We start from the raw sequence: 23292 nt of genomic DNA, 5'->3' as shown, positions 1-23292 counted from the left end.
TTTAACTCTAGACTTATTCCAGAAAAGGTCAAGCCTCGCCGTCGTGGTCAAAGGTGCCAATGTCCTCACCGGCCATCTGGCGACGCACGAATGCCACATCCCGATCCGACAGGGCAAACGGGAAGGACATGATGTCCGTGGGACTCGAATCCCCGTAGGGACGGTTGCAGGCCGAGATCTCGTCGTCGGAATGCCCGGGGCAACCGGAGGTCTGGAACGGGCGTCCGGAAGCAATCAGGGCCTCCAGTTCCTGCCGATCCAGGCCGAAATCGGTCACTTGCCCCTGCCCATTGAAGCGCATGTCCTGCACCCGCACCCCGCGGTAGTCGATCAGGAAACGGGCCAGTTGCACCCGCCGCCACTGGTCCCGGGGCACCGGCGACCAGTCCTCCATCAGGGAACCCTGTTCCGGGAAGAAGGCAAACAGATGATTGTGCCCACCCATGTCACGGATGCGCTGACAGACCGCCAGCATCTCCTGCTCCGTCTCCCCCATGCCGCAGATGAGATGGGCACCGAAACGCTCGGGGCCGTAGATCTCGGCGGCCCACTCCAGGGCCCGCCAGTAGGTGTCCCAGCGATGGGGGCTGTCCACCGCGGCCCCCCGGGTGCGATCGAAGACCCCGGGCGTGACGGCGTCCAGGGCCACGGTGAAGATCTGGGCACCGATGTCCCGCAACCGCACCAGATCGGCACGGTCCATGGTGGTGGGATTGGACAGGATGGAGGCCGGGATGTGGGGTACCGCCTTCACCCATTTCTCCAGCAGGATCGCGGTGTCCTCGTCCGAATCCGGGTGGGTGATCATGGAAATGCACATGCGTTCGAAGCGTCCCTGATCGGCTCCGTTGCGGATGTGCTCGATCACGTCATCGTAACGGGCCGTGGGCCAGTCCACCCGGATGAAGTTGCGGTCGGCATAGTCGCGAGACTCCTCCCGATGCCGGGCAAGGCCGCAATAACTGCAATTGGCCCGGCAGCCCTCCGGATAGGTCACCAGCAGATTGAGACAATGGGTACAGCCGGTACGGTGCATCCAGCCCTTGACCAGCCCCAGGGTGATGGCGGCGGCGGTGGACATCTGCACGTATTCCGGGGAACGCATCCTGGGCGTCCGGAGGTAGGGATCGGGACGATAGAAGTTGACCGGGATGTCCCGGGTATCGGCGAGAGTGCTCATGTGAGTGTCCGCTCCTCGGAGGTCTGTGCGTGTATGTGTGCCTGATTCGCGGCCTGCAAATATTCCGGAAAGGCGATCCAGCCACGACGGTGGGGGGCGTCCTGATCCAGTGCCGATGCCCGCCAGGCGGCGATCAGTTCCCGCCGCCGGATCACGGCCCGGTCCAGGCCGGGCTGATAGAGGTCGCGGATCTCCTCGTCATACTCGGCCAGGGCCCCGTCCTCGCCCCGCAGGCAGGCCAGCGCCGCCGCCCCGGCCCGCTCGCCGGAGATCACCGCCGGGGCGATGCCGCCGCCGGTGATCGGATGGGTCAGGCCCGCCGCATCGCCCACGAACAGCACCGCCCCATGGACCAGGGCCTCGCGCATGCCGCCCACGGGAATGGCCCCACCGGTACGACGCAGTATTTCCGGCCCGACCCGCCCTTCCCGCACCAGCGTCCGATGCAGGGCATCCAGGGGCGCCTTGAGATCCGGCGCCAGGCGCTTGTCGATCCCCAGGCCCAGATTGGCTTCCGTCCCCTTGGGAAAGAGCCAGGCATACCCCCCGGGATAGTCCCTGGACAGCCAGATGTCCGTCTCCTGATGGGCCTTGAGCAGCGGCACGGTGTACTGCCGGGTCTGTACCGTGGCCAGGGCCGGCAGCCCCAGATGGGCCGCCACCGGAGAATGGGGGCCATCCGCCGCCACCAGCACCCGGTAAGTGACGCCATGGGTTTCCTTCCCGCGCCGGATCCGTGCCACCCGCGCCGCCGGGTCCAGCCCCACCAGGGTCGCGCCGGTCCAGAGTCCGGCGCCGGCCTGTTCGGCCCGCCGGGCGATGGCCCGGTCAAAGGCCGCGCGGTGAATCATGATCCCGGGAAAGTCACTGTCGTGACGCATGCCCGAGGGCAGATAGGTGGTCATGCCGGTGATGGGCTGGCAGTACACCGACGCATCCCGGGCATGACGCCCCATGGGCAGGGGGATGAACTCGGCACACTGCACCGGCTCCCCCACCACGGCCCGACGGTCCACCGCCAGTACCCGGGCACCGCCCTCGGCCGCGATCCGGGCGGCGCTGCCGCCACCGGGCCCCAGCCCCACCACCAGCACGTCAACCGGCGGCATGGGTCTCCGCCCTTGTCGATGCCGGGTCACGGGAGTCCAGGGCCTTGCGCAGGACCTGCAGGAAGTCCTCCCGGGAGAGCATCAGCATCTCCACCCGGTAGGCGTCGAAGAAACGATGAATGTTCGCCTCCAGCTCCGCCACCGGCGTCTCCTTGAGGGACGCCTCCAGATCCACCAGCATGCGGCGGGGATTCATGAAGAAGTCACCGGTGATCCAGACCTGGCGGATGATGTCCCGGGCCTCGTCCAGCATCACCCCGGCCCGCATGAGGCCGCCCGGACAGCGATGCACCGCCTCCAGTAGGGGCATGCCCCCCGCCGGGCGATGACGCTGATAGACCCAGTCTTCGCTGTCGATCTCCGCCAGGGCCTGGGCAAAATGGGTCTGCTCCCGCGGGTTCAGGTCATCCGCCGGCACCAGATCCACCTGGAAGGCCTCGGCAAAGGCTTCGGCCAAGGCGGACTGGACCCGCGCCAGGGGCGGCGGCTCGCCCAGCAGCTCCCGCAGGTTCGTCACCCGCTCCCGGGCCGAGGCAATGGCCTTGTCGGAGAGTTTTTCCGCCGGGATGCGCAACACCCTCAGCATGCGTTCCACGTCGAAGTCGATGAGCAGGGTGCCCTGGTACATGATGGAGTTGCCGTCAAAGGCCCCGCCGGTGCCGGAGATCTTGCGGCCGTCCACCTCGATGTCGTTGCGGGGACGGTAGCGGGCATCCACGCCCAGACGACGGATGCCGTCCGCCGCGGCCTCGCAGATGCGCCGGGCAATCTCCCCCATGTCGGCGGTGCCCAGAAAACGGCGATCCACGTACAGTTCCCAGCCGATCTGACCCGGATCGAAATAGATGGCACCACCGCCGGTGATGCGCCGCTGGATGTCGATGCCCTCGGCCCGGCAGTGATCGACCCGCAACTCCTGCTCCACGTTCTGATGGAACCCCACCAGGGCGCAGGGCGTAAAGCGCAGAAAGCGCAGGGTATGGGGACCGTCTCCCACCTGATGACATTCCAGCAGGGTCCGGTTCAAGGCCATGTTCTCGGCCGCCCGGCGCAGGCCGGTGTCCAGGACTCTGAGATTGATCTTTTCCGACATCACTCCAACTCCCATTCATTCTTGATATTCACCCGCCCCCTCCCCTCACCCCAACCCCTCTCCCACAAGGGGAGAGGGGCTTAGCCGGGTCATGAACGCGCCATGGCGGCCGGTGCCTGGGCGACGACGGGGATGCCGGCCAGCCCGCGGGGCATCCGGCGCCGACGCTCATCCTCAAGGATGGCCTCCAGATCCAGTTCCAGACCGGCCCGTTCATCCCCCAGCACCTCCTCGCCCACGGCCATGGAACAGCAGGAGGGGATGACGCGGACCCGGTATCCCAGGCGGGCCGCCAGTTCCACGGTGCCTTCGGCCGGATGGGCCAGCCCGTTGATGCCCGCCATCACCGCATAACTGTCGATCATGGCCTTCACCTCGCCCGGGGGGCGGGCACACCCCAGCAGCAGCGGTGTCCCCGGCAGGGCCTGACGGGCATCCAGGAAAAATCGACCCACCGCATCCGGATCCGGCGTCTCGAAAGGCCGTTTCGGATTGGCATGAAAAGGCATCACCACCACCAACACCACCGCATCGGGGGTATGACGCCGGAGCATGTCCAGGGCATGCCACTCCCCCAGAAAGCGTCCGTAATGCAGCCCCATGACGATATGAGGCACCACCTTCATGGGGGTCTTCACCAAGTGCTCCAGGGTGGCCTCGAAATCCTCCACCCTGCGTCGCAGGTGGTAGACCTGGGTGATGGTTTCCTGGGCACCGATCACATCCATCATGGCGGCATCAATGCCCGACTCGGCCATGCAGCGGGCGGCATCCTCGTCCACCAGGGCCGTGTGCAGCGCGATGCGAAATTGGGGAAATTCATCCTTGATGCGGCGAATGGTGTCGTAATAGGGGCCGTACTCCACCTCGTTGCGGTGGTTGGAGCCGCCGGTCAGCAGCATGCCCTGCCCTCCCGCCTCCACCAGCCGGTTCACCAGCGCCCACAGGGCGTCGGGAGAACGGGCGGGGATCATGGGTTCCAGCAACTTGGCCTTGCAGTGATCGCACTGCAGCTTGCAGTCGGCACCGGTGATGGACACCGCGGGCCAGGCATGGCCGGCGCAGCGGCTGATCTCGGTGGTCTGGTAAGACTTGAAGCTGGGGGTGTAGAAATCGATCCGGGCATCCGAGGCCAACCCATCGGCCGGATGCCGGGCCTGGAAACGGCGCACCAGATCAGGATTCAGGGGCAGATCTTCCAGGGCCTCGATACGGGCGGCCAGCGGGTACCAGTCGGTCATGGGAATCCTTGCTTGACGGTGGTTCTGTCCAACCCCTCTCCCCAGGGGAGAGGGGCTTGGGTCGGCCGTCGCCGACGATCAGGCACAGCCCTTGAAGCCGTCCGCATCCATCTTGGCCTGGAAGGCCGCCAGGGCATCGGCGCCGGTCTTGAGGTCGACGGCGTCGGCATCCCAGTCGGCGGGCTTGATCTTCACCAGCCAGCCCTGGCCGTAGGGGTCCTGGTTGATCAGACCCGGACTGGCGGAAACGGCGTCATTGACGGCCACCACCTCGCCACTGATCGGGGTCTTGGCGGGGCCCACCCACTTGCCGGATTCCACGGTGGCGCAGGACTTGTCCTTCTTCACATCCTTGCCGGCCTTCTTCGGGGTGTAGGACACCACCTGACCCGCCAGGGAACAGGCATAGGCGGTCATGCCCACGGTCACGTTGCCGTCATCCTCCCTGCGTACCCAGACGTTGTTGTCGATGCTGTAGTGAAGCTCTTCCGGCAGATCACAGCCCTTGACTGCACCCATGATTGTCTCCTTTTTCGATTATTTGAATATTACCTGCTGCAGTATATCGAGTATTCCGGCACTGGCGACGGACTTGGGTGATGCAGATCAAGGCCTGCCCCGGTCAGAAGGTGATCAGCTTGTCGCAGCCCAGGATCAGGTCCGCCAGATCGCTGGCACGGGCCACGTGGTCCACCTCGGGGATCAGGTCGGTATCCGGATTCATGTCGTAACCGGGCATGGCCGGTTCACAGACGTGCAGCACCACCCCGGCCCGTTTTGCGTCGCGGATGAAGTCGATGATGAGGCGTCCGCCCTCCATGGCGCGCAGTGACTCCGCCACCCCCGACTGCATCAGCCTGACCCCCTCCATGGTGAAGAAGACATGCACCCGGGCATCCATGGAGGCCAGTACCGCCCCCAGATAGAAGGGGGTGGCACAGCGCGCGGGCGTGGACGGGCCGCTGGTCATGATGAAGACCACGGTCTGATCCGCGTCCACGTCCTCCAGGGTTGCCGACGGCGCCTGCCCCATGACCCTTCACCCTCGTCCGCAGTGGATGTCGTCCCGCTCGGCGCGGGCACGGTAACCTGCCCGCGCCGCCTCCCCGGTCACGAATCGCTCCAGGGCCTGGTCCAGGGGCTCATGCACCTCCACCTTGGCGATCCAGGCACCGAAAGGGTCCTGGTTCAGCAAGGCCGGGGTCGTCATCACCGCTTCGTTCACCGCCACAATGGTGCAGTCCACGAAATTGGGGATGGGTCCGGCCCACTTGCCGCTCTCGATGGTGGCCACCGGCTTGCCGGCGGGGCGACGGCTGCCCGGCCGGCGCACCCGCACATGCAGGATCTTGCCGGCGATGGCCTGGGACAGGTCGGTCATCCCGATGGTCAGGATGTTTCCGGATTCCCGACGCAGCCACACCTGATACTCGTCGTCGTAGTAAAGATCCGGATGAAATTCGCAGCCGTTGCACTCCATGAACCTTAAATGACCCCCTTGTCCTTCAGAAAACCGATGGAATCACTGACATTCTCATGCACTCCCAGCTTGCGCGGCGACAACCCCAGGGACAGGCCCAGCAACTGGGTGAAGTAGACGATCTTCACGTTGGTCTTGATACCAAACTCCGTTTCCGCGCGCACCTGATGCATCTCCAGTCCCGAGTGACAGGTAGGGCATTCAGTGGCGATCACCTGGGCACCGGAATCCTCCGCCGCCTGCAACAGGTTCAGCACCAGCTGGGTGGAGGTATCGGAATCCGACAGGGTATGGGCACCGCCACAACAGGCCGTCTTCAGCGGGAAATCCATGTTCTCGGCGCCGGTGGCCTCCAGCAGATCATCCATGAAGTGGGGCTTGTAGGTGGACTCGGAGCCGGGGCCCTGATCCTTCTCCGGAAAAATCTGCCGGGGCCGGGTGTACATGCAGCCGTAGTAGTTGGCGATGCGGATGCCGTTCAGGCTCTTCTTCATCCGCGCCTTGATGCCCTCCGGTCCCTTCTCCTCCATCAGCCACTCCAGCAGATGCACCGTGCGCACGTTGCCCTTGTACACCGGGTCACCCGCCTTGCGGGCCAGGTCCTGCACCGTTTCCATGGTCTTTTCGGAGGTGGTGGTTTCGTATTCGGCCTTCTTCAGATTGTGGTAACAGCCATTGCAGGGGGCCATCACCGTGTCCAGCCCCATCTGTTCGGCAGCGATGGCCAGGTTACGGGCGGACAGATAGGTCTGCAGCATGGGATGGATGTTCTTCACTTCCATGGCGCCGCAGCAGTTGTAGTCCTTGAGGTTGACCATCTCCATGTCCAGGGCCTTCACCAGCACCCGGGTGGACTTGTCGTAGGGGCCGGCGGAACCTTCCAGGGCACAGCCAGGATAGTATGCAACCTTAGCCATGGGTGGCCTCCTTCTGTTCGCGCACATATTGCCGGAGCACCTCGCCGGTGCGTCCCCAGGAGCGGGTTCTGGGGGCAATGAGGAAATTGCGCGCAAAGCGCATCCCCAGGCCTACCGGCAGGTGCTGCATCAGACGCACGCCGAACACCCGCAGCCACTGGGGCACCAGGGGCTGACCGGTCTTCCTGAAGAAATTGAGCAGCACCAGGCTGTCCTCGATGCGGCCACGGGCATAGATCTGCTCGGTGAACTCCTCGTCAAAGACCCGGGACGGCGACTTGGGCATGTGACCCTCGTCCTCCAGCCAGTGGGCCAGGGCCTTCATCACCCCTTCCGGACGCACGTCCTTGGGGCAGATGCTGGTGCACTTGTTGCAAGAGACGCACTGCCAGATGATGTCCTTGTCCTTGATGATTTCCTCCTTGAGCCCGGTGCGTACCGCATAGATCCAGTAACGGGGATTGAACTGCACGTTCTGGGCATACATGGTGCAGGAATTGGTACAGGAACCGCACTGCCAGCAGCGGTGCACGTTCTCCGCGCCGGGATAGCGCTGGATGACGGCCTCGAAGTCATCATCGTAATCGGTGATGGTCCGGGGCGTGATCATGGTGTTCCAGTGGCCGGACACATCCACGCCGTCCACCACCAGGGTTTCGTGGCGGAGCAGGCGCTCCGGTTCGATCAGGGATTTTTCGTGTATCGCCATGCTTTTCTCCGCAACTCGTCGCGCATCAGGGTCAGGCCGGGCCTGCCTGATGCCAAGTCTCTTGACCCGCGGCGGCCATTGCACCGCGCCGCTCGTCGATACCCAGCAGTTTGACCACCAGCTCCATCGGATCCTGTCGGGCGCCGAAATCCCCCTGCAGGATGCCCAGTCCCCCGGAGACGGAACGCACGTAGTCCGCATAGGCCCGGGCCAGGATCAGATCCGTGATGAAGGGCAGATCCCGGTAGAAGCCGCTGGCGGTCAGATGTTCGGCAAACCACTGTCGCACCCCTTCCAGGGCCTCCGGTGTCAGTTCCAGGGGCAGGGTCTGCAGACTGTCACTACCCGGCACGAACTCCCGCACGGCGCCGCTCATGGTCCCGGTATCCCAGACCCAACGGGTCATCAGGGGGATTGTCTCCGGTGACCGAAAATGCAGCAGTTCCGCCGCCAGATCCCAGGCCGCCCGCCGCAACTTGCGCTCCGGCACCGGCAGACGGTCACAAAAGGCCTCCATGCGCCCGAGCAGGCGGCCCGGGCCGTAGACCAGTTCCAGCACGGCCCCGGCCAGGGCCGCCGGCGGCATCTCCCGCAGCAGCGGCCCCAGTCGTCGCCGGGCGGGAAACACGCATTCCAGCAACAACAGGGGCGCTTCCGCGGACAGGGATGCCGGACGGGACTCGGGCAGGACATGGGCAAACAAGGCGTGCTTGCCGCCCAGGGCAGTGAAATAGCTCTCCACTCCCCCCCGCTCGCTCATGTCCTCCAGCAGGGCCGCCAGCTTGCCGGCGACCACCTTCTCATCCAGGCGGATGGCCAGGGGCGCCGGGGTGATGGGCTGGGTCATGGCCATCTCAGCTTGCCTTGCGTGTCATGCCATGCAGGTCGGCAATGGCGCGGGCGCCGGCGGCCATGCCCTGAGAGATGGAGTCATCAATGGTCTCCGGCCCATAGGCGGCCCCGCAGGAATAGATGCCGGGACGGGTGGTGCCGCAGGTATTGGTGTAATGCTCGCCCCGTTCGATGAAGCCGTGCTGCTCCAGACCCACGCCGAACACCTTCGAGATCTCCGGATTGTCCATGTTGGGGTCCATGCCCACCGCATGCACCACCATGTCGAAGGGAATGACGATGGGCCGCTTCACCAGGGTATCCTCCCCCTTGAGCAACAGGCGGCCGTCGGGCGCGGCGGTGACCTCGGCGATACGGGCCTTGACGAACTTGGTGCGGAATTCCTCCTGGGACTTCCAGTAGAAGCGGTCCTCATAGAGACCGAAGGTGCGGATATCCATGTAGTAGATGAATACCTGGGTCTTGGGCGACAGCTCCTTGATCTCCATGGCCAGATTGGTCGAGACCGTGCAGCAGATCTTGGAACACCACTCACGGCCGATCTGCCGGTCGCGGGAACCCACGCACAGCAGGATGGCCACCCGCTCCGGTGTCCGCCCGTCGGAGGGACAGGCGATCTTGCCGGCGGTCACCATCTGCTCCACCTGGGTGGTGGTGACCACGTCCGGGAAGGTGCCGAACCCCCACTCGGGCTTGTTGACGGAATCAAAGTGGGTGAAGCCGGTGGCCAGCACCACGGCACCGGCCTTGACGCTCTTGCCGTTGCTCAGCTTGGCGGTGAACTTGCCCGCCTCCCCGTTGAGCTGCGTCACCTTGGTACCCTTGTGGATGGTGACATTGCCGTCTTCCTCCACCCGCTTGACCATGCGCCCGATGGCGTCCTTGGCCCATTCGCCGGAGGGCACCAGACGGGCATAGCCGGAGATGATCGGGGCACCGCCCAGCACGTCTTCCTTTTCCACCAGCACGGCCTTGTAACCGGCACCGGCCACCTGGGCCGCCGCCGACAGGCCGGCGGGTCCCGCACCGACGATCAGAACGGTATCCTGCATCACGCATTCCCCCCATAAGCGAGTTCGGGTTTGTAGAGATATTCGATATTGCCCTGCTCGACTTCCTTCAGATAGGCCTGGAAGTTCTTCTTGGCCTCGGACCAGGAGATCCCCATCTTCTCCACCAACTCCTCGCAGGGCGAGGCATGCCACTGGAGCTGCACGATCTTCAGGGGGTCCGCCCCGCAGGCCAGGGCGGCAAACTGCACCTCGGCCATGATGGGGATCTGGAAGTTCTGGTCATGGGCCTTGCCGATCCACTGGTTCTTGTCCATGGTGGTGACGCAGCCGGTGTCGTTGGCCAGCATGACATCGGCATTGGCCTCTTCCCGGGCCACCCGGATCTTGCGATTCATGGTGAAGGAACGGGTGAACTCCCGCTCGGAGATGATGTGCCTGAAGCCGAAGCCGCAGCAGTCATACCAAGTGGAATAATCGATCACCTGGGCGCCCAGGGCCTGGGCCATGGAAGTGATGATGGCGGTGCGATTGCCGCCCAGGACATCGGCGTCGTAGACGGCATCCTCGTGGATCATCTTGTAGTAATGGCAGGCCACGTGGGCAGTGGTGCGGATGTGGGAGACATCGATCTTCTGCAGCTCCGAGGCGATGCGATGGCGCATCACGTGCACCCATTCCGAGTAATGGATGATCTCCTCGGGGATCACCAGCTTGCCGTCCACCAGTCGACCCAGCTTGTCCAGGATCTTCGTGACCTTCTCCCGCAGCTGGGGGGATTCGATCAGGTACTTGCGGATCTCCTTGTAATTGCCGAAGGAAGTACCGCAGTGAACCAGGGGATAGAAGTGGCCCAACTCGTGGCCATGCGCCTTGCCGGAGACATAGGACTGGTGAAAATTCCTCAGGAACACCGCCGCCAGGGACTCCACGTTGCCGATGCCGGAACCGTGGTAGTTCCAGGCGGTACAGGAGGTCTGATCGGTTTCGTCCAGGTAATCCTTGCCGGGCACGAAGCCGAACTCGTTCATGAACCACAGCAGGGAGGTGGGATAGCCGGGGATGTTGCCGCACTGACCACAGGACTTGTGATGCCAGAGCTGTCGGGTGGGGATCTTCTTGTCCCAGCCGAACAGGGTCTTCACCCTCTTGGGTTCATGCTGGTCCTCCACCCGATGAATGATGATGTGGCCTTCCTTTTCCAGCTCGTACATATGTTCGCGCACATCGTCCATGCGGTCGCCCAGATCGACGGTGCGACGATCCACATGCTTGCGCACCCAGTCGGTGGCCTTGACGGCCTCGTCCCGGGAGAGCTGGGTCTGCTGGAAGAAGGAGCCGTGGCCGGCCACGCCCTGGCCGTCGGTATTGTGGAATCCGGGCTTCATGGCCCCGGGGCCGGCCCCTTCGGCGGCGGCATTGTGCCCGCCGGGGGTATGATCTTTCTTCTTGGAACTCATGTGTGCCACTCCTCTACTACGCTCGGCTTTGGTGCTCAGGCAAGGATCCGGCTCAGTCTTCTTCTTGTTCTTCGAGCCATTCCTCGTATTCCTCCCGCTTCTCGTCGATGAAGTCCTCGATCACGTCAAACAGGTTCTCGTCCATCAGTTCCAGGGATTTGAGTACCCCGGTCATCTCCCAGATGGTGTACATCTCCACCGAGGTCTTCAGGGAGATTTCCCAGGCGGTATCGGTGGTTTGCAGGGTCTTCATGGGGATGGCCTTGCGCAGGATGCGCAGGTCACCGTCCACCTTCTGGATGTTCGGCCCCCAGTCGGGGAAGTGATCCGGCTGGATCATGTCCGGAGAGAGCTGGTTGCCGGTGGTGATGAGCTTGAGCATCACCCGACCGAAGGGCCGCAGCACGTCCTTGGCGGACTGCATCTCATGCTTGATGGCCACCTCCCGCATGATGGCCACCAGGCCGCCGGGAGAGTTCTTGAAGGGACAGCGCGCGGCGCAGGTCATGCACTGGGCACAGGCCCAGATCTTCTCCTGCATGGCGTCGTACACCTGCTCCACGTTCTCGGTCCACAGGAGCTGGACGATTTCCCGGGGGCTGTAGTCGTAGAACTGGGCCGACGGACAGGTGGCGGTGCAGATCCCGCAGTTCAGACACCCGTTGAGCTCGTGGTCATAGCGAAAGTCGCTGCGGATATCGTCGAATATCTGCTGCATTTCGGCGTAAGTTGCCATGGCGTACCTCGTCTTTCATTGCCCGGAGAGATATCCTTACACCCAAGCAAATTTGTCAACTATTGGCGTTCAGCGAGTGTAGTTCATTTTTCGGGTACGGAGAGGCCCGCAGCCGCTAGATGAAAAGGCAGATGTCGGACTCGCCCGCAAACTCGAAGAAGGTGGCGGCACCACCGTATTCCACGCCGTCGATGAAGTCGTCCCGCGACATGTCGAACAGATCCACCGTCATCTGACAGGCGATCATCTTCACCTCCGCCTCCTGGCACATCTCGCGCAGCTCTTCCACGCTGGCCACACCCTTGGACTTCATCTTCTGCTTCATCATGTGGGTCATCATGCCCTGCATGCCGGGCAGGGCCTGGAGCAGGACCGGCATGGGCATCGGCATGGGCATGCCGGGATTGCCCAGGGAGGTCACTTTCAGATCGGGTTTCTTCTTGAGCAGCTGCAGGCCGTAAAAGGTGAAGAACACCTGCACCTGGTAGCCCAGGGCGGCCGCGGTGGAAGCCAGGATGAAAGGCGGATAGGCCCAGTCCAGGGTTCCCTTGGTGGCAATGATGGCCAGCTTCTTCTCGGACACGTGGCATCCCCTCCGTTATGCCTTTGACGATGATCTGCCCGGGGTGTGCGTCCTGCCGCGGCCATGGCGCGGCAGGACGGCTCCCCGGATCAGGATTTGCGCATCAGGAAGAGGAACTTGCCGCCCTCTTCCCGGTGTTCCAGCAGTTCATTACCGGTCTGTTTGGCAAAGGCCTCGAAGTCCTTCACGGAGCCCGGGTCGGTGGCGATGATCCGCAACACCTGACCGCTGTCCATGGAGGCCAGGGATTTCTTGGCACGCAGGATGGGCAGAGGGCAGTTCAGCCCGGAGGCATCCAGTTCCTGGTCAAAATCGGACATCTCGATTTTCTCCTCGTCTATCAAGTGGTCTGGGGCATCTTCGTCGGCAACCCGCAAGGTCCCGCCGGCGCCACCCCGATCATCTCACGAAATTTCCCGTCATCGGACAGGGGAAACTTCAGTATTTTTTATCCGCCTACCAGAACAACTTGGGGAAGCCGCCATTCCCACCCAACCTCGTCACTTCCGCGAAAGCGGGAGTCCAGCACCCATGCTCCGTCACTGGATTCCCGTTTTCACGGGAATGACCGGCCCGGGCGGTCCCTTGACATGACATCCGGCACCAGGCTTCCTTATTTGCTTATTCTCAATAACAATATAGCGATATTCTTCTGTACGTCCAGCTTATGCGGAAAGAAGAATATGAGAACGATTCCCACAGCCAATGAACGAAGAATCAGGGCCGCTGTCTCACCGGGGACACGCATGATACTGTTCCCATCACCGGCCCGGCCGTCCCAAGCGGAGGAACCCTCATCGTGGACAAGAAGCATTTTGCCGCCGATACCCAGTATGCTGTCACGCTGCGTGACGAACATCGGCGCTTGCGCCCCGCCAACCTTTACGTGCATCGGCTCTTCGATGACAGCATGATCGTGCGTCGGACCGACGGCCCCCAATCAGGGCAGTTGTTCAAGATCCGCTACGAGGATGTGGTTCGGATTGCGCGAACCATCCCGGTGGACCAGTCCAGGCGCTTCATGCTGCCGGAGGCCATGCTTATGCCGAAACTATGGGAAAACCGCACCACCATGAATGCCTACGCCTCGGCCCCCGGCCTGGGCAAGTAGCCGGCGCAAGCCCCGCATCCAACCGACCGGTACCCGGCCGTCAGCCGGGTACCGGTGTCCTGCGCGGATTCCTGACCCTTGGGCTCTGCCTGTTGCTGGCCGTCGCCAGCCCGCTCCAGGCAGGCATCAACCTGCCGGAAATCGGAGATCCCTCCTCCGCTCTGCTGTCCCCCTCCCAGGAACAGCAACTGGGCCGTACCCTGCTGCGGGAGGTGCGCCGCACCCTGCCCCTGAGCAAGGACCCGGTCCTTCTGGGCTATGTGGAAGCCCTGGGACAGCGACTGGTCTCCAGCGCCCCGGACGCCCACCCCAACTTCACCTTCCTGGTGGTGGAAGACCCCCGCATCAATGCCTTCGCCATGCCCGGGGGCATCATCGGCATCAACACCGGGCTGATCGACGCCGCCCGCAATGAAGGCGAGCTGGCCGCGGTCATCGCCCACGAAATCGCCCACGTCACCCAGCGTCACATCGCCCGTGCCTATGCAGGCAGCACCCGTATCGACCTGGCCACGGGGCTGGCCATCCTGGCCGGCATCATCGCCAGCGCCTACGCCCCGGAAGTGGGCCAGGCGGCCATCATCGGCGGCATGGCCGGCGGTGCCCAGGCCCGGATCAACTTCACCCGGGCCAACGAACAGGAGGCGGACCGGATCGGCATCGGCATTCTGGCCGCGGCCGACTACGACCCCCAGGCCATGCCCGGCTTCTTCGAACGCATGCTCCAGCTCAGCGGCGGTGCCGGCGAGGCAGTGCCCGAGTACCTGCGCACCCACCCGGTGACCAGCAACCGCATCACCGACAGCCGCCTGCGGGCCGATCAATACAGCGGGGACTTTCGCACCGACTCCCAGGCCTTTCGCATGATCCTCGCCCGGGTCCAGGCCCTGCAGGACCCGGCCCGGGTCATCGATCTCCATACCCGTGACCGGAGCGGCGACCCGCGGGATGCCGCCAGGCGCTACGGCTACGCCATCGCGCTCATCCAGCGCGGCCAGACCGAACAGGCCCTGCAGGCGCTCCAGGGTATTTCAGGACAGGACGGCGCGGACCTGTATCTGGAACTGGCCCGGGCCGAGGCCCACATGGCGGCCAGGCCCACCAACCACCCGGCGGCCCTTCAGATTCTGGAAAGACTGAACGATATCTACCCCAGACACCTTCCGGTCACCCAGACCTATGTGCAGGCCCTGATCGGCGCCGGAGAGTACGCCCGGGCCATGCAAGTGGCCGACGGCCTGCTGTCGGCCGATGCCAAGGCGCCCGAGTTGCTGCGTCTCAAGGCCGATGCCGCCTCGCGCCTGGGCCGGCAGGCGGTCAGTCATGAAAGCATGGCGGAATATTATTTCCATCACGGCCAGTATCGTGAGACCGTCAGGCAACTGGACATGGCCCTGACCGCCCAGGATCTAACCCCCCATGTGGAGGAGCGGGTCAGGAGCAAGCGTGCCATCGCGTTGCGGTTTCTGGATGATCGCTGAGCCGGAGCCAGGTATTGACCGACATCAACCCGCCTATATAACTAAAAATTACTTGTAAAAAAGATTTAGTTAGGTAGGCTGTAACCCCAGAGAGCCCGCGGCCATACCCCGAGCCGAAACCGGGCATCTCCAACCATGAGACGTGAGAGAGTGGAGGAGACCGCATGAACAGCAAGCGTCGAGTGTTTCTCAAGGGCACCCTCGCGGCAGGCACCGTGGGTGTCGCCGTGGGTGCCGGCCTGCTGACCCCGAGTACCGTTCTGGCCGACTGGCCCAAGGCCGCTTTCCAAGCCAATTCCCTGAGTGATGCGCTCAAGTCCGCCCTGGGTTCGGACAGCCACAGCAGCGGCGACATCACCATCCGGGCACCGGATATCGCCGAAAACGGCGCCGTGGTCCCGATCACCGTGGAGTCCAGCCTGACCGGCGTCACCGACATCGCCATCCTTGCCACCGCCAACAACTCGCCCCTGACCTCCAGCTACAAGCTGGGTGAAGGCACCAAGGCCTTCGTCGCCACCCGCATCAAGATGGGTGAAACCTCCGATATCGTCGCGGTACTCAAGGCCAACGGCCAGCTCTACAGCGGCACCAAGGAGGTCAAGGTCACCATCGGCGGCTGCGGCGGCTAAGCAAGGCAAGCCCCCGGCAACCGAGGCATCAAGGCGAATTCGCAGGAGAAAGCACCATGTCCAGCATCCGAGTCCGAGCCCAGATCGAAGGCGGCGTCACCAATGTGCGCGCCCTGATCAGTCACCCCATGGAAACCGGCCAGCGCCGCGACCAGGGGGGTAACACGATCCCTGCCCATTTCATTACCGAGGTCAAGGCCGAGTGCAACGGCAAGCACGTACTGACCGCCAACTGGGGTCCGGCCATTTCCCGCAATCCTTACCTGTCCTTCCAGTTTGAAGGGGCCGCCGCCGGCGATACCCTGAAGATGTCCTGGGTGGACAACAACGGTGATTCGGACACCACCGAAGTCCGCATCAGCTGATACACAGAAGATCAGCCACCAGTAGAACGGCAGTATGCATGAGGTTTGTCGCGCCAAGGGTTCCGGTTCCACCGGAACCACCACCAAAGAGGAACACAGAGACCAGACCCGGGTGACCGGTACAGGTCCAGGCAGGAACACATAAAACGACACCTGCCAGATTCAGCAAGCCCGGTTAAGCCGGGCTTTCTTTTGGCCGGGACACGCCGGCCCGCGTTCAATCATCGTGTGAGGAGAAGGCATGAACCTGACCCGCAGAGAATTTCTCCAGGTACTGAGTGCCGCCGGCATGGCCGGATTCGCCCTGTCCGCCTGCGGTCGCGGCAACGGCAATGGCGGCACCCTGACCCGCCCGGATGCCACCGGTAGTCCCTATGAGCTGCGCCCCTACGGCAACGTCTCGCTGCTGCACTACACCGACTGCCACGGCCAGTTGCTGCCCGTATATTTCCGCGAGCCCCACGTCAACCTGGGCATCGGCGAAATGCAGGGCCGTCCCCCTCATCTGGTGGGCCGGCATCTGCTGAACCACTACGGCCTGGAACACCCCAACCTCTGGTCCCATGCCTATACTCACCTGGATTTTGTCCACCTGGCGGAGCAGTACGGCCGCGTGGGCGGATTTGCCCACCTGGCCACCCTGGTCAAGCACATCCGCGCCCAGCGCCCCGGTGCCCTGCTGCTGGACGGCGGTGACACCTGGGGTGGCGGTTCCGGCACCGGCGTCTGGACCCATGCCCAGGACATGGTGGACGCCCAACTGCTGCTGGGCGTGGACATCATGACCGGTCACTGGGAATACACCTTCGGCGCCGACCGGGTACAGGAAATCCTGCAGAACGACTTTGCCGGCCGCATCGACTTCGTGGCCCAGAACGTGGTGGACGTGGACTGGGAGGAGCGAGTCTTCAAGCCCTATGTGATCCGCGAGATCAACGGCGTCAACGTGGCGGTGATCGGCCAGGCCTTCCCCTACACCCCCATCGCCAATCCCAGGCACCTGATGCCGGAATGGTCCTTCGGCATCCGGCATCGGGAGATGCAGGAAAGTGTCGATCAGGCCCGTGCCGAAGGCGCCGAGGTGGTGGTGGTGCTGTCCCACAACGGCATGGACGTGGACATCAAGATGGCCGGACTGGTCAACGGCATCGATGCCATCATGGGCGGTCACACCCATGATGCGGTCCCGGCCCCCCTGGAAGTCAGAACCCCCGCCGGCGGCACCTGCCTGGTCACCAATGGCGGCTCCAACGGCAAATTCCTCGCCGTCCTGGACCTGAACTTCGCCAACGGCCGGATCGAGGGATACCGTTACCATCTGCTACCGGTGTTCGCCAACCTGATCGACCCCGACCCGGAGATGAGCCGATACATCGAAGACCTGCGCCATCGCACCGTCACCTTCGACGGCGAGACCTTCCGCATGGCGGACAAGCTGGGCGAGGCGCTGGCGGTCAGCGACGACCTGCTCTACCGCCGCGGCAACTTCAACGGCACCTTCGACCAACTCATCTGCGATGCCCTGATGGAACAGGTGGATGCCCAGATCTCGTTTTCTCCCGGCTTCCGCTGGGGCACCACCGTCCTGCCGGGCATGCCCATCACCTTCGAGCATGTGATGGACCAGACCGGACTCACCTACCCGGCGGTGACCCGCAATGAAATGCGCGGCGAGATGATCAAGACCATCCTTGAAGACGTGGCCGACAACCTGTTCAACAAGGATCCGTTCTATCAGCAGGGCGGCGACATGGTGCGCGTGGGCGGACTGCGCTACGCCATCGACCCCACCCGGGACATCGGCGAACGCATCACGGCCATGGAACTGGACGGCAAGCCCATCGACCCGAACGGCACCTATGTGGTGGCGGGCTGGGCCAGCGTGCAGGAACAGCCGATGGGAGACACCGGCCGCAAGATCTGGGACGTGGTGGCCGATTATCTGCGGGATCACCAGACCGTGCGCATCACCGACCTCAACGAACCGGTACTCAAAGGGGTGGACGGCAATCCAGGCCGGGCTCCGGCCGACTGAAGGGGAGCATCCGCCAGCCTGGCCGGCTCGTCGCCGGCCAGGGCAAAACCGGAAGATTCAGACCATCAACATTGATTGGCGCAAGCCCCCGGAATATCCATCTCCAAACCCGTATCGGCCTTGCCGGCAAATGCTGAAATATAGGCATAGCAGGTATGGGCATCCTCGGCCAGTTCCAGCAGGCTGATGGTGCGCCGCTGCCACTGGCTGAAATCCGGTGCTCCGTTTGATCGGGACATGTCCCGAAAGCCCATGCTCCAGTCCGAAAACACCCTTGAACGTATCTCCCCCTCCGCCACGATGTGGACATTCTCATGCCGGGGATCCAGACGGATCCGTGCCATCGTCGCATCCACCCGTGCCCTGGGCCCCTCCAGCATCTGCATGAACTGGCCATCCTGATAAATCAGAAATCCGGTCACGCCGGAGCGGGCATTGGCGGTGCGCGCGGTTCGCAAAATCGCCTGCAGGGAAGCGCCATCCAGCGGCTCGACGGCACGACTGACATACAGCACGAAACTTTCCTCGCCCTGACCCTCCCCATGATCAAAGTCAGATTGTGCATCCATCAGGCGCACGAAATCCTCCGGCTTCATGGGGGCATGGAACAGATATCCCTGAAACAGCCCGCACCCTCCGTTGAGCAACTCCAGATGCTGCCCCTGGGTCTCCACCCCTTCCGCCACCAGGGTCAAGCCCAGAGATCGTCCCAGACCGATGACGGCCCTGACCACGGCACGGCTCTCATGACGGGTCTCGATCCCATCCACAAAGGCACGGTCGATCTTCAGAATGCTGACCGGCAGACGCGTCAGCTGAGCCAAAGAGGAATACCCCGTGCCGAAATCATCCACGGCCAGGCGCAGCCCCAGATCCGCCAGCCGGCGAAGCACCCGCAGGTTGGCATCAATATCCGCCATCAATGCGGTCTCCGTCACCTCCAGAACGATACGGGATGGATCGGCCGCAGTTTCCTGCAGCACGCGAGACATATCGTCCACCAGTGCCTCATCACTCAACTGACGGGCAGAAAGGTTGACGGAGACGTATGGTGCCTGCGCCCCCCAGCGACGGCGCCATTCCACCTCGGCCAGACACCCGGTCCGAAACACCCAAAGGCCGATGGGCAAAATGGCACCGCTCATCTCGGCAATGGGAATGAAGACCGCCGGAGACACCTCCCCCTGGGGAGGAAACCAGCGCAGCAACAGTTCAGCCCCGACAATCCGTCCACGATCCGAAGACAGAATGGGCTGGAAACGGGCCTGCAATTCCTGATTCTCGATGGCACGCCGCAACCCCAGGGTCACGTTCAGCCGCTGCAAGGCCTGGTGATGCTGATAGTCATTGAAAAATTGCCACCCGTCGCGCCCCTTCTGCTTGAGGGCATGCAACGCCGTCTCCGCGCAGCGCATGACATCATCGGCACTGTGAGTGCTGCCCTGCCCCGTCGCCACCCCGATGCTGGCGGTCACGATCACCGGCACTCCGTTGACCTCGAACGGCTGGCGCATGGCCTCGTTGAGACGCTCGGCAAGACCGGCGATGGCCGCCGGCTGACCCACCTGCTCCGCCAGGATCGCAAACTCATCTCCGGCCAGGCAGGCCACCGTATCGCCGGGACGGACCTGTTCCAGCAACCGTCGAGTCACCGCCATCAGCAGCGCATCACCGGTCTGCCGGTCATGACTGTCATTGATCAGCTTGAACCCATCCAGCCCCAGATGCAGCAGGGCGACGTTCAGACCATGGCGGCGAGAACGTGCCAGGGCATTACTCAGACGCTCATGCATCAGGGCGCGGTTGGGCAAGCCGGTGAGAACGTCATGGGTGGCACGCCAGAGCAGCTCTTTCTCCGCCTGCTTGCGCGCGGAGATATCCAGCACCGTCACCACCAGATTCCAGACACCCTGTTCATGGAACTTGGCAATGGAAGCCTCCAGGGACAGGAAACTGCCATCCTTGTGATACCCGGTGATTTCCGCCCGTTCCGACATGCGCCGCTCTTCCACGGGGCCGTCGAGGAATTTCCGGTAAACCTGGGCGTGACGTTCCCGCAGGTGCGGCGGTACCAGCAGATGCACGGACTGCCCGATCAGCTCACCGTCCTCATAGCCGAACAGTTCACAGGCCCGACGGTTGACCTGGGTCAGGATTCCCTGCGCATCCGCCGTCAGGATCGCAATATCCGCCCAGGCCAGGATGTGCCGGGCCAACCCGCCCACTTCCCCACCCTCGGCCGTCACGGTGCCCATCAGCTGGCCGAGCGGAGTCCGCGGCGGCAAACCGGGTACCGGGGAAGAGAACCGATAGCGTTCAGGAATCTCCGGGGGAATGGGACCGAAGCTTTCAATGATGCTGAAACCGCCGTCGCCATTGCAGCGTGCCAGATAGGCGTTGATCTCGGCATGTCGCAGTACCGGATCCGTACTCACTTGCCCCTGAGGTGCCGATACCCGCACACGGGCAAGGGCTGAACACAATGCATCCGTCGCGCACGTGCCGGCTTGCCGGACGGCCTGGGCAAACACCTGCACACAGACATGGGTACCTTCGCCGAAATGGGTGAGGACACCATTACCCCGAGGCCAGATACCGGTCATGCCCGGCAGCCCGGACAGACGCCGGAGAACGTCGCGGTTGGCCGGGGTATCCACCGACATGAAATAACTGTTAACGGCATAGACGCCCTGGCGCGCCTCCCGGGAAAGCTGACCGGCCATGACTTCGTCGAAATGACCGGTGACCAGGGCCATGCGCCGATTCAGTCCGATGGCGGCGCAACGGCGGAACAATCTGACCTGATCCTGACCGGCAAAATAGGGTACGAACACATCGGCGCCGGATCGACCGACCTGCTCCAACAGGATCGCCAGATCCTGTTCGCTCGCGTCAAAGGGCAAGTACTCCTCCCCCACCACGTCTCCCCCCAGCGCGAGCAAGGCCCGCTTGGCGGCATCGATGGAACCCCGGGGCCATTCGTAGTTATTGCCGGCAAAAAACATCTTCAAGCCATGACGCCGGGCCATGAATGGAATCATGGGCTCGATCTGCTGATTGGGCAGAGCGGAAAAACTGAAGAAGAAGGGCTCGTGAATGCTGCCCTCATAGAAGGAAAAATTCAGCAGGGGCACGCGCCGGGGCGTGGCCACCCGGGTGGCCACGGCAATGCGGGAATTGGACAGCAGGTTGCCGATCATGGCCACGCAGCCATGCTCGTCCACCAGGCGCTGGGCAGCGGGCACCGCCGTTTCGGGCTGACTGCCGTCATCCTCGATCACCAGTTCCAGGGGACGCCCCAGAAGGCCGCCGCTTTCGTTGACCTCGTCCACGGCCATTCGGGCGGCCCGGCAGATTTCCTCGCCATAAAGACCGGCAATCCCGGTCAGAGGGGCCATCAGACCTAGACGGATGGGACCAGACAACGGCAAAGACATGGCGGATATACCACGTGATGCGCCATTACGGCAGGTACGCAGTAATGATAACCGATCAGGCCATGATGGGAACCGAGATTGGAGACCGTCTCGGCCAGGTGGAGCCCATTGAGACGATAGGGACCGATCGTGCCCGCCTGGACTCCTACACGGAATCCTTCCGGCAGGCCCAGCAGGAATACTTGGGCTTCAGGGCGTTCGTCAGCAGTTCAAGTGCGCGGCGGGTCGTTCCGGGAAAGGAGTCGGGGCCGATCCTGTAGACAGATGATCCCCGTGCGCTGACTGCCTGCCTGTGAGATGGCCGGGGGCGTGGAATACTAAAGTTGAGGCATGTAATGGCCGCAAGCTATGCTCGACAGCGGGTGCGGTGGTGATCCTCCCTGGGGGAGGCAAAGCGCCCTGCGCGAGATGTCCGGTTCGAACCCGTGCACCACCGACACCCACCTATGTCAAAAACGCCCGAACCAAACCCGTAACGATCACGCCCAGGGCGGCGAACAAAACCATCACCGCCAGATCCACCGAGGCTGCAGCCAACCCTATGGCGGCCAGCATGAGCAGAGCGCCTTGAAGCACTAATTTCACGAGTCACCCCGCATGTCCGACCCGAATCTGGGAATTGAGAATAAGGATAACCACCGACACTGTCGAGGCCACCTGCGGGGAACGCATGATGTCGGCGAAGCGGCTCATCCAGCCGAACGGTTTATCCACACATAATCATGGGTTTTCAGGACTCCGGTCGCCTGACTCAGGCACTCCAGCGCGGCGGTCACCTCTGGCATCGATCTGCAGTTCGATCACTTGCTATACTCTGATCGGACTTGGCGAGCACATCGGACCGTCGTGCTCATACCACGAAACGTTGCGGACGTTGCGGCAGGGGTGCCGTCAGGTCATTTCCTTCGGCTATACGCCTGTGGCGACTTGGCCGGGCATGGGGCGGCCAAGTCACTCCTGCTTTTTCCTGCCAATAGAAATCGTTTCCAACGTCAGCAGTACTCTGCGCTTCTTGCGTGCGCCAAACACAGTGATAGGCAGGGGGCGTGAGTAGTTGCGGCGGGCCAAGGGCTGCCGTCCGGCGCCTGCTTGTCGATAAAGTGGCGCCGAGTGGTGTGCACAGGAGTTCGCCCGCCTCATCCAGGACAAGCTGGGAATTACCGGTGCCCTGGGCCAGGCGCTCCAGCGCGGCGGTCGGTTCGGCGCCATCGATCTGCACTTCGATCAAAGCTATACTCCCTAGCAGTCGATCCGGTTACATCGAGCCGTTGTGGTCATACCACGAATCGTTGTGGACGTAGGGCCCGGGGACGGATCGGCATCAGTCGCCGGAGTTTAAGTAAAACGTCTTCAGAGCGAGCGGTTCATCCCCTGACCCTTCTTGGAAACACCGCGGGTAGGCCCGGTTCATCCCCGCACCTGCGGGGAACGCCACATCACCGGCGACCATGCGGGCATCACTGGCGGTTCATCCCCGCACCTGCGGGGAACGCAGATCGAGTGGACCACCCTGAAGCGTCACCAGCGGTTCATCCCCGCACCTGCGGGGAACGCCTGTTTGTCAGCGCCTTCCGGGGCTTTGAGGACGGTTCATCCCCGCACCTGCGGGGAACGCATTGACGCCAAGAAGATCAGATTTAAGCTGATCGGTTCATCCCCGCACCTGCGGGGAACGCCCACTGCGCGGTGACGCTGCCGGGCATGACGGCGGTTCATCCCCGCACCTGCGGGGAACGCACGCTTGTAACGGATGAGTCGTTTGTGTGGTTCGGTTCATCCCCGCACCTGCGGGGAACGCACCAGGCACCCGGGTGATGTGCAGCCCGAACCACGGTTCATCCCCGCACCTGCGGGGGAACGC

The 23292-nt window shown here is 63.2% G+C and carries 23 protein-coding genes and 1 CRISPR repeat array; of the genes, 5 read left to right on the top strand and 18 right to left on the bottom strand.

All coding sequences use genetic code 11. From position 1 onward, the window contains the following. Positions 1 to 28 precede the first annotated feature (28 nt). The 15 genes from ECTPHS_RS10635 to ECTPHS_RS10565 all read right to left on the bottom strand — a co-directional run bounded on the left by ECTPHS_RS10635 (position 29) and on the right by ECTPHS_RS10565 (position 12690). On the bottom strand, positions 29 to 1180 hold the full coding sequence (locus tag ECTPHS_RS10635) for a radical SAM protein (protein WP_008932756.1): 1152 nt from the start codon (positions 1178 to 1180) through the stop codon (positions 29 to 31). Then, complete coding sequence (locus ECTPHS_RS10630; protein WP_008932755.1) at positions 1177 to 2289, bottom strand: NAD(P)/FAD-dependent oxidoreductase; 1113 nt, start codon at positions 2287 to 2289, stop codon at positions 1177 to 1179. Before ECTPHS_RS10630 ends, ECTPHS_RS10635 begins: the two co-directional genes overlap by 4 nt. After that, the gene (locus ECTPHS_RS10625) at positions 2276 to 3382 is read right to left on the bottom strand and encodes a lipoate--protein ligase family protein (protein ID WP_008932754.1); all 1107 of its coding nucleotides are present in this window, start codon (positions 3380 to 3382) and stop codon (positions 2276 to 2278) included. Before ECTPHS_RS10625 ends, ECTPHS_RS10630 begins: the two co-directional genes overlap by 14 nt. 89 nt (positions 3383 to 3471) lie before the next feature. Further along, a complete protein-coding gene (locus ECTPHS_RS10620; RefSeq protein WP_008932753.1) occupies positions 3472 to 4623 on the bottom strand; it encodes a radical SAM protein in 1152 nt (383 codons plus the stop codon). Between the two features lie 78 nt (positions 4624 to 4701). Then, on the bottom strand, positions 4702 to 5142 hold the full coding sequence (gcvH, locus tag ECTPHS_RS10615; protein WP_008932752.1) for a glycine cleavage system protein GcvH: 441 nt from the start codon (positions 5140 to 5142) through the stop codon (positions 4702 to 4704). Between the two features lie 103 nt (positions 5143 to 5245). Further along, positions 5246 to 5656: a DsrE family protein gene (locus ECTPHS_RS10610; protein ID WP_008932751.1), complete on the bottom strand. Its 411-nt coding sequence runs from the start codon at positions 5654 to 5656 to the stop codon at positions 5246 to 5248. Positions 5657 to 5662: 6 nt separating this feature from the next. Then, positions 5663 to 6103 (bottom strand): glycine cleavage system protein H, encoded by a 441-nt coding sequence (locus tag ECTPHS_RS10605; RefSeq protein ID WP_008932750.1) that lies wholly within the window; start codon positions 6101 to 6103, stop codon positions 5663 to 5665. A gap of 5 nt (positions 6104 to 6108) precedes the next feature. Next, complete coding sequence (locus ECTPHS_RS10600) at positions 6109 to 7020, bottom strand: CoB--CoM heterodisulfide reductase iron-sulfur subunit B family protein (RefSeq protein ID WP_008932749.1); 912 nt, start codon at positions 7018 to 7020, stop codon at positions 6109 to 6111. After that, on the bottom strand, positions 7013 to 7729 hold the full coding sequence (locus ECTPHS_RS10595) for a 4Fe-4S dicluster domain-containing protein (RefSeq protein WP_008932748.1): 717 nt from the start codon (positions 7727 to 7729) through the stop codon (positions 7013 to 7015). The genes ECTPHS_RS10600 and ECTPHS_RS10595 overlap by 8 nt, the downstream gene beginning before the upstream one ends. 31 nt (positions 7730 to 7760) lie before the next feature. Then, positions 7761 to 8576: a hypothetical protein gene (locus ECTPHS_RS10590; protein WP_141565340.1), complete on the bottom strand. Its 816-nt coding sequence runs from the start codon at positions 8574 to 8576 to the stop codon at positions 7761 to 7763. Positions 8577 to 8583: 7 nt separating this feature from the next. Next, on the bottom strand, positions 8584 to 9633 hold the full coding sequence (locus ECTPHS_RS10585) for a CoB--CoM heterodisulfide reductase iron-sulfur subunit A family protein (protein WP_008932746.1): 1050 nt from the start codon (positions 9631 to 9633) through the stop codon (positions 8584 to 8586). Next, positions 9633 to 11051, bottom strand: a complete 1419-nt coding sequence (locus tag ECTPHS_RS10580) for a heterodisulfide reductase-related iron-sulfur binding cluster (RefSeq protein ID WP_008932745.1) — start codon at positions 11049 to 11051, stop codon at positions 9633 to 9635. The genes ECTPHS_RS10585 and ECTPHS_RS10580 overlap by 1 nt, the downstream gene beginning before the upstream one ends. A gap of 52 nt (positions 11052 to 11103) precedes the next feature. After that, positions 11104 to 11769, bottom strand: a complete 666-nt coding sequence (locus ECTPHS_RS10575; RefSeq protein ID WP_040405805.1) for a 4Fe-4S dicluster domain-containing protein — start codon at positions 11767 to 11769, stop codon at positions 11104 to 11106. Positions 11770 to 11902: 133 nt separating this feature from the next. Beyond that, complete coding sequence (locus tag ECTPHS_RS10570) at positions 11903 to 12370, bottom strand: DsrE/DsrF/DrsH-like family protein (RefSeq protein ID WP_008932743.1); 468 nt, start codon at positions 12368 to 12370, stop codon at positions 11903 to 11905. A gap of 89 nt (positions 12371 to 12459) precedes the next feature. After that, positions 12460 to 12690 carry a sulfurtransferase TusA family protein gene (locus ECTPHS_RS10565; RefSeq protein ID WP_008932742.1) on the bottom strand — a complete coding sequence of 77 codons (231 nt, stop codon included), beginning with the start codon at positions 12688 to 12690 and terminating at the stop codon, positions 12460 to 12462. Between the two features lie 479 nt (positions 12691 to 13169). On the opposite strand from ECTPHS_RS10565, the gene ECTPHS_RS10560 reads away from it, so the two are divergent. From ECTPHS_RS10560 to soxB, 5 genes are all read left to right on the top strand, one after another. Continuing rightward, entirely contained in the window at positions 13170 to 13481 is a 312-nt protein-coding gene (locus ECTPHS_RS10560; protein ID WP_008932740.1) for a hypothetical protein, read from the top strand. Positions 13482 to 13573: 92 nt separating this feature from the next. After that, positions 13574 to 14962: a M48 family metalloprotease gene (locus tag ECTPHS_RS10555; RefSeq protein ID WP_008932739.1), complete on the top strand. Its 1389-nt coding sequence runs from the start codon at positions 13574 to 13576 to the stop codon at positions 14960 to 14962. A gap of 164 nt (positions 14963 to 15126) precedes the next feature. Then, a complete protein-coding gene (gene soxY / locus ECTPHS_RS10550) occupies positions 15127 to 15594 on the top strand; it encodes a thiosulfate oxidation carrier protein SoxY (protein WP_008932738.1) in 468 nt (155 codons plus the stop codon). Positions 15595 to 15650: 56 nt separating this feature from the next. Next, on the top strand, positions 15651 to 15959 hold the full coding sequence (soxZ, locus tag ECTPHS_RS10545) for a thiosulfate oxidation carrier complex protein SoxZ (RefSeq protein WP_008932737.1): 309 nt from the start codon (positions 15651 to 15653) through the stop codon (positions 15957 to 15959). A 241-nt stretch (positions 15960 to 16200) separates the two neighbouring features. Then, positions 16201 to 17994 carry a thiosulfohydrolase SoxB gene (gene soxB / locus ECTPHS_RS10540; RefSeq protein WP_008932736.1) on the top strand — a complete coding sequence of 598 codons (1794 nt, stop codon included), beginning with the start codon at positions 16201 to 16203 and terminating at the stop codon, positions 17992 to 17994. A 65-nt stretch (positions 17995 to 18059) separates the two neighbouring features. Here the strand turns inward: soxB and ECTPHS_RS10535 are convergent, their stop codons facing one another. The 3 genes from ECTPHS_RS10535 to ECTPHS_RS14625 form a co-directional block, all read right to left on the bottom strand. Further along, positions 18060 to 21431: an ABC transporter substrate-binding protein gene (locus ECTPHS_RS10535; protein WP_083838833.1), complete on the bottom strand. Its 3372-nt coding sequence runs from the start codon at positions 21429 to 21431 to the stop codon at positions 18060 to 18062. Positions 21432 to 21875: 444 nt separating this feature from the next. Next, the gene (locus tag ECTPHS_RS14810) at positions 21876 to 22016 is read right to left on the bottom strand and encodes a hypothetical protein (protein WP_168044662.1); all 141 of its coding nucleotides are present in this window, start codon (positions 22014 to 22016) and stop codon (positions 21876 to 21878) included. 265 nt (positions 22017 to 22281) lie between these two features. Continuing rightward, on the bottom strand, positions 22282 to 22659 hold the full coding sequence (locus ECTPHS_RS14625; protein WP_141565339.1) for a hypothetical protein: 378 nt from the start codon (positions 22657 to 22659) through the stop codon (positions 22282 to 22284). Positions 22660 to 22834: 175 nt separating this feature from the next. Beyond that, positions 22835 to 23292: direct repeats of the CRISPR family, unit length 29 nt; unit sequence CGGTTCATCCCCGCACCTGCGGGGAACGC.

Origin of the sequence: Ectothiorhodospira sp. PHS-1, from assembly GCF_000225005.1 — a bacterium.
Taxonomy (GTDB): Bacteria; Pseudomonadota; Gammaproteobacteria; order Ectothiorhodospirales; family Ectothiorhodospiraceae; genus Ectothiorhodospira.
This window is presented reverse-complemented; position numbering and strand designations above follow the sequence as displayed.